The sequence below is a fragment of the Bosea sp. NBC_00550 genome (assembly GCF_026020075.1).
Taxonomy (GTDB): Bacteria; Pseudomonadota; Alphaproteobacteria; order Rhizobiales; family Beijerinckiaceae; genus Allobosea.
In genome coordinates this window covers 4486093-4499813 of sequence record NZ_CP102772.1, presented here as the reverse complement: position 1 = coordinate 4499813, position 13721 = coordinate 4486093, and the positions used below count along the sequence as shown (strand labels likewise).

The following is a 13721-nucleotide window of genomic DNA, read 5'->3' as shown; positions in this document are numbered from 1 at the left end:
CCCAGAACCGATGCGATGGCGGAGAAAGCCGCGCGGCTGCGTCGCGTAGAAAGACAATCGGCATCGGTTCTGGGTTCCGGACTCGCGCCTGCGGCGCGCCCCGGAATGACGGCGGAGGTCCCGTCACATCCTCGTCACCTCGTCGGCACAAGGCACTGACACCATGACCACGATGATTCAGGTCGAGAACGTCGCCAAGACCTTCACCCTGCACAACCAGGGCGGAGCCCGGCTGCCTGTCTTCGACAACGTCAATTTCAGCGTCGAGGCCGGCGAGGCGCTGGTGCTGGCGGGTGCGTCCGGCGCCGGCAAATCGAGCCTGCTGCGCATCCTCTACGGCAACTACAGGCCGACGGCGGGCAGCATCCGCGTTACCCATGCCGGCCGTCTCGTCGACATCGTCGCCGCCGTGCCGCGCACCGTGCTCGACGTCCGCCGCCGCACGCTCGGCTTCGTCTCGCAGTTCCTGCGTGTCATTCCGCGCGTCTCGACGCTCGATATCGTCCGCGATCCGCTGCTGGCGCGCGGCGCCGCTCCCGAGGTCGCAACGGAGAAGGCCAAGGCGATGCTCGCCCGCCTCAACCTGCCCGAGCGGCTGTGGAGCATCGCGCCCGCCACCTTCTCCGGCGGCGAGCAGCAGCGCGTCAACATCGCCCGCTCCTTCGTCGACCCCTCGCCAATCATGCTGATCGACGAGCCGACAGCCTCGCTCGACGCCAACAATCGCGACGTCGTCGTCGAACTCATCTCGGAGGCGCGCGCCACCGGTTCCGCCATCGTCGGCATCTTCCACGACGAGGCGGTTCGCGAACGCGTCGCGACGCGCTATCTCGACATCACCGATTTCCGGAAGGCCTGACGATGCAAACCGTTCTCACCAACGCCAGACTGATCCTCGAGAACGAGGTCGTCACCGGCACCATTGCCTTCGACGAGACCGGCATCACATCTGTCGATCAGGGCAGCTCATCCCTGCCTAACGCCATCGACGCAGGCGGCGACTATGTCGCGCCCGGCCTTGTCGAGATGCACACCGACAACATGGAAAAGCACTTCATGCCGCGCCCCAAGGTCTTCTGGCCGAACGGGCTGGCGGCGGCGCTGGTCCATGACGCGCAGATGGCGGCGGCCGGCGTCACCACCGTCTATGATGCGGTCTGCGCCGGCACGCCCTTCTCGGCCAAGGACTACCGCAAGGACATCTTCGCCGACGTGATGAAGTCGCTGGCCTATGGCAAGAGCGAGAACGTCTTCCGCATCGACCACCGCATCCATATGCGCTGCGAACTGACGAGCCCGCAGCTGCTGGAAGACATCGCACCCTACCAGGACGACGAGCTGGTCCAGCTGGTGTCGCTGATGGACCACACGCCGGGAAAGCGCCAGTGGCGCGATCTCCAGCACCTCAAGATCTATGCGGTCGGCAACGGCAAGACGGTCGCGGAATTCGAGGAGGACGTCGAGGTCCGCCAGCGCGAAGGCGCCGCCAACGTCGCCCGGAACTGGCAGGCGGTGGTCGATATCTTCCGCGCCCGCGGCATCCCGCTCGCGACCCATGACGACACGATTCCCGAGCATGTCGAGGAAGGCGTCGCCTCGGGCGCTGTGATCTCCGAATTCCCGACCACGGTCGAGGCTGCGGCAGCCGCCAAGAAGCACGGCCTCGCCACGGTCGCAGGCGCCCCCAACGTCGTGCGCGGCGGCTCGCATTCCGGCGGCGTCTCGGTCTCGGAACTCGCCGAAAAGGGCCTGCTCGACGGCCTCTCCTCGGACTATGTGCCGGCGAGCCTGCTGCAGGCCGTGGTCAAGCTCAATGCCGAGCATGGCATCGCGCTGCCCGAGGCCATGGGCATGGTGACCTGGAAAGTCGCCGACATCCTCGGCCTCAGGGATCGCGGCCATCTCAAGACCGGGCTGCGGGCCGATCTCGTCCGCTTCAAGGTGTTGGGCGCGACGCCTGTCCTCGCGGCGGTCTGGTCGAAGGGCGAGCGCGCATTTTGAGCCGCCAGCGCTACGCACTCTATTACGCTCCCGCCGTCGACAGCGCGCTCTGGCGCTTCGGCAGCGCGGCGCTGGGCTATGACGCGCTGACGGGCGAGGACATCCCCTTCGCCGTTCCCGCCGGCTGCGACGGATCGGAATGGCCGGCGCTGACCGACGAGCCACGCCGCTACGGCTTCCACGCCACGCTCAAAGCGCCGTTCGAACTGGCCGATGGCCGCAGCGAGGATCAGTTGCGCGCCTTCGCCCGCAACTACGCTGCCGGCCTCGACGGCGTGACGCTGAGCGGGCTGTCCGTGACGGCGCTCGGCTCGTTCATAGCCCTGACGCCATCGGAGCCGAGCGAGGATCTGCAGCGCTTCGCCTTCGCGCTCGTGCAGGCCTTCGAACCCTTCCGGGCGCCGCTGGCCGAAGCGGACCGGGCGCGACGCCTGAAGAGCCCGCTCACCCCGGCGCAGCGCGCCTATCTCGAAGCCTATGGCTATCCTTATGTCGGCGACGCCTTCCGCTTCCACATGACGCTGACCGGGTCGCTGCCGGCGGAGCGGGTCGGGCCGATCCGGCAGTCGCTGGAGGCGGCCTATGCCGCTGCCGTTCCGCCGGGGACCGTCGCGCTCGACCGCTTCGCGCTGTTTCGGCAGGATGGCCGCGAAGCCCGTTTCAGGCTGCTCGATTCCTATCAGCTCGGCTAGCAACCATGGCGGCCGAGCGCGCGCAGCACCGCCAGCAGGTCACCGGTCGCCTCCGCAATACTGCGATCGTTCATGATCGTGACGATCTGCGCGTGCTCGGCTTCGAGCGGCGCCTCGCGCGCCAGCCGGGCCGCGATGTCGGCCTCGCTTTCGCGCCCGCGCGCCGCCAGCCGCTTCGCCAGAACGGCCGCCGGGGCGGTGATGTTGACCACGACGACACGCGCCGCGAGCCGCTCCGCAGCCGCGATGGTGCCGCGCGAGATGTTGGCGATCACCACCGTTCCGTCGGCGATGCCGTCGAGTTCGCTCGCCGGGATGCCGTAGCTCAGGCCATGCGCCCGCCAGCTCAGCGCCATCTCGCCGCGGGTTTCGGCGGCTGCGAAAGCGGCCTCGTCGCAGGAATCGTGATCCTCGGCGCCGAGCATCGCCGGCCGGGTGATCAGCCGGCGCGCAAAACGGAAGCGGCCGTCGCCGGCGAATTCCGCCCGCGCGCCATCCATCAACGTGTCCTTGCCCGCACCCGACGGGCCGACGACGAGAACAAGGGCACCCGCCAGGGCGGCGGCTGCTGCGATATCAGGAGAGGATGACGACATGGCCGCGAAGAAGCTGGGACTCGAACCGGTGATCGACCCGACCGCACAGGTCAGGCAGGCGACGCTCGGACGCTACACCGAGATCGGCGCCCGCACCGTCTTCGTCGAGTCGACGATGGGTGACTACTCCTATGTCGTGAACGACGCCAATGTCATTTGCACGACGATCGGCAAATTCTGCTCGATCGCGGCGATGACGCGGATCAACCCGGGCAACCATCCGATGCATCGCGCCAGCCAGTCGCACTTCACCTATCGCGCCTCCGCCTATTTCGACGATGCGCAGGACGATTCCGCCTTCTTCGACTGGCGGCGCTCCCATGCCGTCACGATCGGCCACGATGTCTGGATCGGCCATGGCGCGATCGTGCTGGCCGGGCGCAGCATCGGCACCGGTGCCGTGGTCGCGGGGGGCGCGGTCGTCACCAAGGACGTGCCGGCCTACACCATCGTCGCCGGCAATCCGGCCCGCCCGGTCCGGCGGCGCTTCTCCGAGGATGTCGCGGAAAGGTTGCAGGCGCTGGGCTGGTGGGATTGGGAGCATGCCCGCCTGCGCGAAGGGCTGGACGATTTCCGCCATCTCCCGGTGGAGGCGTTCCTCGACAAATACGAAGCGGGCGGCGGTAAAAGCTGAGGCACTCGGCCGCAGCCGGATTGATGCAGGTCAATACCGGCCATCACCGGCCGTTAACCCTTGATCGGCGAGACCGGGGCGGGCTCGAACAGTGGCCCCAGCTGGGATTTCCGTTTCATGTCCGCATCGGATCACCTCGCCAGGCGCCTGGCATTCATCGGCCTCGACAGCGCAGCGCAAGGGCGCATCCGCAATGTCGGCGACGCCCTGGGCGCCGCCATCCCGGACGCGCTCGACGCCTTCTACGGCCAGATGCGGCAATTCCCGGAGACGAGGGCTTTCTTCGGTAGCGAGCAGCACATCGAAAACGCCAAGCAGCGTCAGCTCCAGCACTGGAGCGGCATCGCGACGGGCCAGTTCGACGCGAATTACGTCGATGCCGTCACCAAGGTCGGCAAGGTCCATGCCCGGATCGGGCTCGAACCGCGCTGGTATATCGGCGGCTACGCGCTGATCCTCGAAAAGATGCTCGCCAGCGTGATCGAGACGCGCTGGCCGAAGAACGCGTTCGGCAAGCGCATGCCCGGCGCCGAGGAGCGCGCTGCCGAGATCGGCGCCATCGTCAAAGCGGCGCTGCTCGACATGGACTACGCGATCACGGTCTATCTCGAAGCCTCGGAGGAAGCCCGGCTGAAGGCCGAGGCCGAGGCGCGCGCCATCGAGCAGGCCAAGGCGGCCGAGCGCGACCAGGCCATCGCCTGCGTCAGCCAGAGCATGGCGGCGCTAGCCGAAGGCGACCTGACCCACCGCATGAGCGCTGAGATCCCGGCCGAATACGGGCAGATCCGCGAGCACTTCAACGCGGCGATGGCCCGGCTCCAGGAGATGGCGGCGACCATCAAGGCGACCTCGGCCGCGATCGCCGCCTCCTCGCAGGAGATCAACAGCGGCGCGCAGGACCTTTCGACGCGCACCGAGCAGCAGGCCTCGGCGCTGGAGGAAAGCGCTGCGACCACCGAGCAGCTCGCAGCCTCGGTCAAGACCTCCTCGCAGGCCTCGCGCGAATCCGTCGCGCTCGCGGACGAGGCCGCCGATGTCGCCCGCACCGGCGGCGACGTGGTCAAGGAAGCGGTCGAAGCCATGGCCCGGATCGAGGGCGCCTCGAAGCGGATCTCGGAGATCACCGACCTGATCGACGACATCGCCTTCCAGACCAATCTGCTGGCGCTCAACGCCGCCGTCGAGGCGGCGCGAGCCGGCGATGCGGGGCGCAGCTTCGCGGTGGTCGCCGCCGAGGTGCGCGCGCTGGCCCAGCGTTCGGCCAGCGCCGCCAAGGACATCACCGGCCTGATCTCATCCTCCGATTCGGAAATCGCCGAGGGCGTCAAGCTGGTGCGGCAGGCCGGCAAGACGCTCGACCGGATCGTCGCCGCCTCCGCCAAGGTTTCGAGCACGGTCGACGAGATCGCCTCGGCGGCCGGCGAGCAGGCCAACGGCATCGACGAAATGAGCCAGACCGTCAGCCATATGGATGAAATCACCCAGCAGAACGCGGCGCTGGCCCAACAGAGCGCGGCCTCGGCGCGGACGCTGCTCGACCAGATCGCGCAGCTCAACCGCCTCGTCGCGGCCTTCCGCACGGAGCCGCAGCCCGGTTCCGGTCCGTCACGACGGCGCGCGGCCTGAGCGCCGCGCCCTCAGCCCGCCAGGCGCCAGACCGAGCTGCGCTTGATCTCGGCGTCCTCCAGGGCGCGCGTCACCGGCACCTCGTAGGTGGCGACGGCTTCCAGTCGTTCCCTCGGAAGGTAACTGCGGCCGGGATCGCCGATCAGCACCGTCGCGCCGCGCGCCGACAAGGCAGCGAGCCAGCCGATGACGCGCTCGGCCATCTCGCGCTCGTAGCAAACGTCGCCCGCACAGATGATATCCCAGCCCTCGTCGCGGCCGACGAGATCGTCGACGCGGGGCAGGATCGCGACGCCGTTGGCCTGCGCGTTGATGCCTATCGCGGCACCGGCGAAAGCGTCGATATCGCAGGCTTCTACCCGGCCTGCGCCCGATTTCGCCGCGGCGATCGCCACCAGCCCGGAGCCGGAGGCGAAATCGAGGACATGCCGGCCCGCGACGACCTGCGGATGGTCGAGCAGATAGCGGGCGAGGGCCTGCCCGCCGGCCCAGGCAAAGGCCCAGAACGGCGGCGGCAGCCCGATGACCGCGAGTTCGTCCTCGGTCTTCTGCCAGAGCTCGGTCGCCTCCTCGGCGACATGCAGCGCGATCTCCGGCGCATAGGGCACGGGCATCAGCCGCGTATGCGTGAGGATGAACGTCTCGCGGTCAAGCGGAGCGCTCGCGTCGCTCATGCGACCTTGTCCGCGGCCGGCGTGGCGAGGAGCCCCTGATAGAGCGCCTTCACCGCATTCATCACGGCGCGCTCGGTGTGGCCGTCGAGCAGGCGCGCGCGGGCATTCGCCCCCATGCGCTCCGCCAGTCCGGGAGCGCGGGCGAAGACCGTGAGCGCCCTGGCGAGTGCGGCGGCATCGTCGACGGGCACGACCATGCCGTCCTGCCCCTCGCGGACGAAGCTGCGGCAGCCCGGGACATCCGTCGTCAGGATCGGCCGCCCGCAGGCGGCTGCTTCCAGAATGGTGCGAGGCAGCCCCTCCCCGCCGCGCGACGGCAGGATGCAGAGGTGATGCGCCTTCCAGACCGCCTCGATATCGCGCGTCGGGCCGGCCCAGGTGATTCCGGGCCGCGCCGCCCATTCCTTCAGCGTCGCCTCGGGAATGGCCTTCGGATTGGACGGGTCGGGCGCGCCATGAATGGTGAGCGTGACCTTCGCGCCCTCAGCGCGGGCGAGCCTGACCGCCTCGACCGCGAGATCGACGCCCTTCGACCAGAGCATGCGCGCCACCAGCGCAACCTTGAGCGGCGGCGCGTTCGGCATCGGCGACGGCATCAGGATCAGCGGATCGACACCGGCCCCGCCGACCAGCGCAACCTTCGCTACATCCTGCGGATCGAGGCCGAGCGTGACGGGATCGTCGGGATTCTCGAACAGGAAGCGGACCTGCGGCCCGTCGATCGCGCCGCGCAGCCAGACGATCGCGGCGAAGCGGGCGGCAGCGGCGAGCACGCCCTGCTTCGCGCCGAGGAAACCGAGCCCCGTCAGAGCATAAACGCGCCTGTCGATGCCCGCGAGCTTGCCGGCGAGGCCGGCGAGCGCGATCGGCTTCAGCGCGATGCAATGCAGGATGTCGGGCTTTTCCGCCGCGATCAGAGCTTTGAGCGCCGTGATCTGCCTGAACAGCGCGCGCGGATCGAGGCTGCGCCGCTCCGCTTCCAGCGCGATCAGGCGCGCGCCCGTCGCCTCGATGATGCGCCGGTGGTTGCGCTCGCGCGCGATGACCGCGACGTCGAAGCCGAGTTCACGCGCCGCCCGCGCCATCGGCAGGAAATGCGAGGCGAAGAACCAGTCCTCGGTGGCGACGAAGAGGAGTTTCGGGCGCGGCATCGCGCCATGAGGCCGATGCGACGGCGCAGGTCAAGCCCGTCGCAGATCAGGGCCGGGCCGTCGCGACCGGCAGCACCCGCGCCAGCGCCGCCGCCGGATCGATCCGTCCGGCGCCGAAGACGGGGTCACGCCCCTTGGAGCCGAGATCGCTCGCGCTTTCGCCGAGGATGCGGCGGGCGCTGTCGGGGTCGAGTTCGGGCTGCTTTTCGAGCAGCAGCGCCACCAGCCCCGAGACATGCGCGGCTGCGATCGAGGTGCCCGAGGTGAAGGCGTACCGGCCTGCGGGCTCCGCCGTCAGCACGTCGACGCCCGGCGCGGCCAAGGCGATGTAGCTGCCGCGATTGGCGTCGGCGAAAACCTTGTCGTCGGCATCGGTCGCGGTCACCGCGATGACGCTGGGATCGGCGCCGGGATAGAGCGGCGCGGCGCGGCTGCCGCCATTGCCCGCAGCGGCGACCGTGACGACGCCGCGCTCCTTTGCCCCGGCAAGCGCCTTCGAGAGCAGACGGTCCTGCGGGCCGGCGAAGCTGAGATTGACCACCTTCGCGCGCTGCTGGACCACCCATTCCAGCGCCGTCAGGATCTGGAAGGACTTGCCGTTGGCGGAGGTCGCCTGCGTCCCGCCGAAGGCACGGGCGACGAGCAGCCGCGCGGCCGGCGCGATGCCCTGCAATTCGCCATGGGCGACGATGGCCGTCGCCATCGAGGTGCCGTGGGCGTGCGGCGTCGCCAGCCCGTCGACGGCATCGAGATAGCCGATAACCGAGCCGCTGATCTCGGGATGGTCCATGTCGACGCCGGAATCGATCATCCCGACCCGGATGCCGCGCCCCAGCGCGAGCTTGCGCGCCTCGCCGAGGCGCAGCTTGTCGACGACATATTGCGGCGGCAGCACACGGCGCACCGCCGCGCCGCTACGCGCGGCGGTCGTCGGCTCGCCGAGCCGCAGCGCGGGAGGCGCCGGCGGGGTGCTCGCATCGGAGGACGCCGTCGCCGGAGAGGCCGGAACGGCCGGGGTTCCGGGGCTGGACTGCGAGCCCTGCTGCAAATCGAACAAAAAATTGGGCTGCGCGCCGGCGATGCTGCTGTCGTCGCCCATCTGCGTCAGCACGGCCCGCAGGTCGCGGCCGGCTTCGAGCTTGGCACGGATAATGGTGACGCCGGCAAGCTCAAACCGCTGGCGGGCGATCAGCGTCGCGCCGTAGCGGCGCAGCACGGCGTCGGCCTCGGCATCGGGCGCGAGTTCGAACAGCACCTCGTCGGGAACGAAGCGGGTCTCGTCCAGCGCCGGCACGATGGCGCGCTGCTGGCGCGGTTGCATCCAGGACCCCGGCGGCACGCGCATCGAGCGATTGGGCGGATTGGCGGCAGGCGGCGGCTGAGGTGCCGTCGCCGGAGCGACACGCTTGTCGGAGGCCGAACTTCCGGCAGCGGGAGCCTGGGCCAGGGCGGCGGCCGGCACGAAAGCGACGCCCCATGCCAGCAACGCGGCCCCGGCAAGGCGCCGCATCGGCACCGTCCTGCGAGCGAAACCGGATTGCAGCATGGCCTGGCCCTCCTGCGGCGGACACATCATGCCATGGCGCCGGCTGACGGCGCCAGCACGATCACGGTGCGGGTGCGACGAAGGAGATGATCGCGCTCTCGCTCTTCATCCGCGCCGCGATGGCATCGACCTGGGCCGATGACAGCGACGCGTCGCCGACGCGCACCTTGAAGAAGCCGTTGGCGCGCGGCCCGTCGACGACCGAGGCGTCGAAGCGCTTGAAGAAGGAGGCGATCTCGCCCGCCTTGGCGTCCGGCGAGAAGCTCAGCAGCACATAGCGCTCAGAGGTCTGCGCGCCCGGCGCCGACGCGGTCTGGAAGCCGGCGCCTTCGCGCAGGGCAAGGCCGGTGATGGCAACGCCCTGCAGCAGGATCAGCGCGATCGCGGCCGCCCCGGCATAGGCGAGCCGGCGCTGCGGCTGTGCCGCCAGCAGGCCGCCGAGCCAGCCCAGGAAGCTCTGGCCAAAGCCGTCCTTGGCCCGCGTCAACAGCGGCGCCTGCCGGGGGACCGTCTCGATCTCGGCCATCAGCTTCTCGAGCGCCCGGGGCGACGGGGCGCCCAGGCTTTCATTGAGCAGCACGGTCTCGGCCATGTCGTCGCGGATGATGTCGAGCCGGGCGGCGAGCTCGGCATCGGCGGCGAGAGCCGCTTCGAGGCGGCGCTTGTCGGCGTCCGAAATCCGGCCATTGGCATAGAAGGGCAGCAGCTCCTCGAGCTCCCGGCGCTTCGGATCGCTTGCGATGCTGTCGCTCATCACGCCACTCCTCCGGCGGCTCTGCCCCGGTTCATGATTCCGGTCGTCTCAGGGCCAGCCACGGTCGATACCGGCTGCCTTGAGCATCTCGCCCAGCTTCTTGCGGGCATGGAAAAGCCGGGTTTTGACGGTGTTCTCGGGAATGCCGACGATCCGCGCGACCTCCTCGACGGAGGTCTCGTGGTAGTAGACGAGGTCGATGACCTCGCGATGGTCGGCAGAAAGGCGTTCGAGGCAGGCGCGGATCGCCAGCCCCTTGTCCTGCTTCTGCAGCACGATTTCCGGCCCATCGGACTCGTCCTCGATGGTGCCGGCGTAATCCTCGTCGAGTTCGGCATCGCGGCGCTTGCGCAGAAGCGACCACGCCTTGTTCCGGGCGATGGCGAGCAGCCAGGTCGCGACGGAGGCGCGAGCCTCGAAGCGATCCGCCTGTCGCCAGAGATCCATGAACACGTCACTGATCACATCCTCGGCAAGCGTCTCGTCGCGGACAAGCCGCAGCACGAAACGGTAGACCCGCACCTGATGCCGCGAAAACAGCACCTTCATCGCGAGCCGGTCGCCCGAAGCGATCCGCTTGACGAGATCCTCGTCCGATTCCGTATGCATCGCCCCTCGAAGACCCAGCATTCCGGCTCGCATGAATTGGTCGCGGCGAGGCGGGAAAAGGTTCAATCGGCGAGAGACTAATCCGGTGAATTCATTTTGCCGATAGGCAAGAGGCGCTTTTCGGCGCGTGAAGGGGTCGCGCGCGAGCTTTATATGCGGCGGATATGAAAAGGGGCGCCCACGGCGCCCCAGATCGACCTATGATTTTGCGCGAATTCCGGCCTCCGGCCGTGACCAGCCGAACGGAAAGCGCGTCAGCGGCGCTTGCCGGCCGTGCGCAGCTGCATGTACTGCACGGCTTCGAGCAGCACCTTGCGCGGACGCTCGGCATCGCGCTTGGCCTGCTCCGCTTTGCGGGCGACCTCGCGGGCGATTTCTTCCTGGCGCTTCTCTTCCTCGATACGCGCACGCTCGAGCGCCTCGAGACGTTCATTCTCGGCCCGGATCTTCGCCTTCTCGGCTTCGCGCTCGGCGCGGGCCCCGGCGATGGCTTCCCGTTCCGCGCGTCGCTGCATCATGACCGGGTCGTCGGCTTTCGGCCGCGCCTTGAAGCGCTCGAGCAGAGCCTGCTTGGCTTTGGCGGAATTGGACTGGCGGTCGGTGAAGCTGCGGTCGTTCGGGTTCTTCAAGGGTGATCTTCTCTCGGGTTGTTACGGACGATTTTCGGCCCGCGCGGGCGAAATAATCCAGATCGCGAAGGATTGGTATCGAAATCGACGCGCGGCAGCCCCGCATCCAGCGCTTATCGAGCCGGTGTAGACCGACGACTGCCCATAAAGAAGGCGTGGACAGCGCGGAACGAAGCCGAGCGGGGCGCCCTCGGATATGGGGGCCAGGTTTCCCGCTGTCAATCCGGCCAGCCTCCGGCGTCCCGCGCAATTGCCGTGGCAACCACGTCTTTACAAGCGCGCCGTTTTCGCCAACAGGCAGGAGGCCCGCTGCAACCCATCGTGTATCCCGTGAAGACGCCCTCGCTTTCCGATTTCCGCCGCATCGTCGTGAAGGTCGGCTCCAGCCTGCTGGTCGACCGGGCCCGTGGCCGGTTGCGCCATGCCTGGCTCGCCGCATTGGCCGAAGACTTGGCCGAGCTGCATCAGCGCGGCGCCGACGTGCTCATCGTCTCGTCCGGGGCCATCGCGCTCGGTCGCACGGTGCTCAACCTACCCTCGGGCCCGCTCCGGCTGGAGGAGAGCCAGGCCGCCGCCGCCGTCGGCCAGATCGCGCTCGCCCGCAACTGGGCCGAGGCGCTCGCCGCCCATGGGCTGACCGCCGGGCAGATCCTGCTGACGCTGGCCGACACCGAGGAACGGCGCCGCTATCTCAACGCCCGCGCGACGCTCGGCCGCCTGCTCGACCTTCGTGCGATCCCCGTCATCAACGAGAACGACACCGTCGCCACCACCGAGATCCGCTATGGCGACAACGACCGGCTCGCCGCCCGCGTCGCTACCATGGCGGGCGCCGATCTGCTCGTGCTCTTCTCCGACGTCGACGGGCTCTATACCGCCCCGCCCGCGAAGGACCCGTCCGCCCGGCACATCCCCGTCGTCGAGCGGATCACGCCCGAGATCGACGCCATGGCCGGGGGCGCGGCCTCCGAGCTCTCGCGCGGCGGCATGCGCACCAAGATCGAGGCCGGCAAGATCGCCGTCGTCGGCGGCACGCATATGCTGATCGCCGATGGGCGCGGCAAGAATCCGCTCGCCGCCGTGGCCGCGGGCGGCCGCTGCACCTGGTTTCTGACGGCATCGACGCCCGCCACCGCGCGCAAGACCTGGATCGCCGGCACGCTGGAGCCGCGCGGCACGCTGCATGTCGATGCCGGCGCGGCCCGCGCGCTGCGTGGAGGAGCCAGCCTGCTGCCGGTCGGCGTCAGCCGCATCGAGGGCGAGTTCGCGCGCGGCGATGCCGTGCTGATCCGCGATGCGGACGGGCAATTGCTTGGGCGCGGCCTCGTCGCCTACGACGCAGCCGAGGCGGCGCTCGTTCTCGGCAAGGCCTCGCGCGACATCGAGGCGGTGCTCGGCTATCCCGGCCGCGCCGAGATGATCCACCGGGACGACATGGCGCTCGGGCTGGGCTAAGCTTCCTTTCGGACAGGCTTTGGCGAACGGGTTTTTGGGCTGGATGACATGACGGGCGACAGCGCATTGCGCATCATCGCGACGAACGGGGCCGACGATGTCGGGCTCGTCATGCATGAGATCGGCCGGCGCGCCCGCGCCGCCGCGCGCCGGATCGCCCTCGCCCCGGCCGCGCAACGCAACGCCGCCCTCGTCGCCATGGCCGATGCACTGCGCGCCCGCAGCGCCCGCATCCTCGCCGCCAATGCGCAGGACCTCGCCGACGGCAAGGCGGCCGGCCTGAGCGGCTCCTTCATGGATCGCCTCGCCCTCGACGAGAAGCGCCTCGCCGCCATCGCCGATGCCGTCGCCGACGTCGCCGGCCTGCCCGACCCGCTCGGCCGGGTGCTGGCGGAATGGACGCGGCCCAACGGCCTGCGCTTCGAGCGCGTCGCCACGCCGCTCGGCATCATCGCCGTGATCTTCGAGAGCCGGCCCAATGTCACCGCCGATGCCGGAGCGCTGTGCCTGAAGAGCGGCAACGCCGCGATCCTGCGCGCCGGTTCTGATTCCTTCCGCTCCTCGACCGAGATCGCCGCCGCCATGCGCGAGGGGCTGGAGGCGGCCGACCTGCCGGCCGACGCGATCCAGCTGGTGCCGACGCGGGACCGCGCCGCCGTCGGTGAAATCCTCGCAGGCTTGAGCGGAAACGTCGATGTCGTCGTGCCGCGCGGGGGGAAAAGCCTCGTCGCCCGCGTCCAGAGCGAGGCGCGCGTGCCGGTCTTCGCCCATCTCGACGGCAACTGCCATGTCTATGTCCATGCGCAAGCCGATCTCGCCATAGCCCGTGACATCCTGCTCAACGCCAAGCTGCGCCGCACCGGCGTCTGTGGCGCAGCCGAGACGCTGCTGGTCGACGAGGCCTGTGCCGGAACCCATCTCGCGCCGCTCGTCGCCGCGCTGCTCGAAGCCGGCTGCGCGGTGCGTGGCGATGCCGCCTCTCTTTCTGTGCACGCGCGCGTGACGCCCGCGAGCGAAGAGGACTGGTCGACCGAATATCTCGACCGGATCATCGCGGTGAAGACCGTCGCCGGGCTCGATGCCGCCATCGACCATATCGAGCGCTACGGCTCGCACCATACCGATGCTATCGTCACCGCCGACGAGGCCGCCGCCGCCCGCTTCCTCGCCGAGGTCGATTCCGCCATCGTCATCCACAACGCTTCGACCCAGTTCGCAGATGGCGGCGAGTTCGGCTTCGGCGCCGAGATCGGCATCGCCACCGGCCGCATGCATGCGCGCGGCCCGGTCGGCGTCGAACAGCTCTGCTCCTTCAAGTACCGCGTCCATGGCGCGGGCCAGATTCGTCCCTGAG

The 13721-nt window shown here is 69.2% G+C and carries 14 protein-coding genes; 7 read left to right on the top strand and 7 right to left on the bottom strand.

The annotated features are described in order from the left end of the window. Positions 1-163 precede the first annotated feature (163 nt). The 3 genes from phnL to NWE53_RS21545 are packed head-to-tail and all read left to right on the top strand — an operon-like array spanning position 164 to position 2693. On the top strand, positions 164-859 hold the full coding sequence (gene phnL / locus NWE53_RS21555; protein ID WP_265051392.1) for a phosphonate C-P lyase system protein PhnL: 696 nt from the start codon (positions 164-166) through the stop codon (positions 857-859). Between the two features lie 2 nt (positions 860-861). Further along, positions 862-2001: an alpha-D-ribose 1-methylphosphonate 5-triphosphate diphosphatase gene (locus NWE53_RS21550; protein ID WP_265051391.1), complete on the top strand. Its 1140-nt coding sequence runs from the start codon at positions 862-864 to the stop codon at positions 1999-2001. Further along, positions 1998-2693 carry a DUF1045 domain-containing protein gene (locus NWE53_RS21545; protein WP_265051390.1) on the top strand — a complete coding sequence of 232 codons (696 nt, stop codon included), beginning with the start codon at positions 1998-2000 and terminating at the stop codon, positions 2691-2693. Before NWE53_RS21550 ends, NWE53_RS21545 begins: the two co-directional genes overlap by 4 nt. Here the strand turns inward: NWE53_RS21545 and phnN are convergent. Continuing rightward, a complete protein-coding gene (gene phnN / locus NWE53_RS21540) occupies positions 2690-3289 on the bottom strand; it encodes a phosphonate metabolism protein/1,5-bisphosphokinase (PRPP-forming) PhnN (RefSeq protein WP_265051389.1) in 600 nt (199 codons plus the stop codon). The genes NWE53_RS21545 and phnN overlap by 4 nt on opposite strands. Here phnN and NWE53_RS21535 point away from each other — a divergent pair. Both NWE53_RS21535 and NWE53_RS21530 read left to right on the top strand, forming a co-directional pair. Further along, positions 3288-3923 (top strand): LbetaH domain-containing protein, encoded by a 636-nt coding sequence (locus tag NWE53_RS21535; protein ID WP_265051388.1) that lies wholly within the window; start codon positions 3288-3290, stop codon positions 3921-3923. The genes phnN and NWE53_RS21535 overlap by 2 nt on opposite strands. A gap of 117 nt (positions 3924-4040) precedes the next feature. Further along, the gene (locus NWE53_RS21530; RefSeq protein WP_265051387.1) at positions 4041-5549 is read left to right on the top strand and encodes a globin-coupled sensor protein; all 1509 of its coding nucleotides are present in this window, start codon (positions 4041-4043) and stop codon (positions 5547-5549) included. An 11-nt stretch (positions 5550-5560) separates the two neighbouring features. Here the strand turns inward: NWE53_RS21530 and NWE53_RS21525 are convergent, their stop codons facing one another. The 6 genes from NWE53_RS21525 to NWE53_RS21500 all read right to left on the bottom strand — a co-directional run bounded on the left by NWE53_RS21525 (position 5561) and on the right by NWE53_RS21500 (position 10912). After that, the gene (locus tag NWE53_RS21525; RefSeq protein ID WP_265051386.1) at positions 5561-6223 is read right to left on the bottom strand and encodes a class I SAM-dependent methyltransferase; all 663 of its coding nucleotides are present in this window, start codon (positions 6221-6223) and stop codon (positions 5561-5563) included. Further along, a complete protein-coding gene (locus NWE53_RS21520; protein WP_265051385.1) occupies positions 6220-7374 on the bottom strand; it encodes a glycosyltransferase family 4 protein in 1155 nt (384 codons plus the stop codon). Before NWE53_RS21520 ends, NWE53_RS21525 begins: the two co-directional genes overlap by 4 nt. A 46-nt stretch (positions 7375-7420) precedes the next feature. Beyond that, complete coding sequence (locus NWE53_RS21515; RefSeq protein WP_265051384.1) at positions 7421-8920, bottom strand: S8 family serine peptidase; 1500 nt, start codon at positions 8918-8920, stop codon at positions 7421-7423. A 61-nt stretch (positions 8921-8981) separates the two neighbouring features. After that, positions 8982-9674 (bottom strand): hypothetical protein, encoded by a 693-nt coding sequence (locus tag NWE53_RS21510; RefSeq protein ID WP_265051383.1) that lies wholly within the window; start codon positions 9672-9674, stop codon positions 8982-8984. 48 nt (positions 9675-9722) lie between these two features. Beyond that, complete coding sequence (locus tag NWE53_RS21505) at positions 9723-10283, bottom strand: sigma-70 family RNA polymerase sigma factor (protein WP_265051382.1); 561 nt, start codon at positions 10281-10283, stop codon at positions 9723-9725. A 254-nt stretch (positions 10284-10537) separates the two neighbouring features. Then, entirely contained in the window at positions 10538-10912 is a 375-nt protein-coding gene (locus tag NWE53_RS21500) for a DUF6481 family protein (RefSeq protein ID WP_265051381.1), read from the bottom strand. Positions 10913-11242: 330 nt separating this feature from the next. Between NWE53_RS21500 and proB the strand changes: the two genes are divergently transcribed. Together proB and NWE53_RS21490 are read left to right on the top strand one after the other, a co-directional pair. Continuing rightward, positions 11243-12367 carry a glutamate 5-kinase gene (gene proB / locus NWE53_RS21495; protein WP_265051380.1) on the top strand — a complete coding sequence of 375 codons (1125 nt, stop codon included), beginning with the start codon at positions 11243-11245 and terminating at the stop codon, positions 12365-12367. 111 nt (positions 12368-12478) lie between these two features. Next, positions 12479-13720 carry a glutamate-5-semialdehyde dehydrogenase gene (locus tag NWE53_RS21490; RefSeq protein WP_265054974.1) on the top strand — a complete coding sequence of 414 codons (1242 nt, stop codon included), beginning with the start codon at positions 12479-12481 and terminating at the stop codon, positions 13718-13720. Position 13721 lies beyond the last annotated feature (1 nt).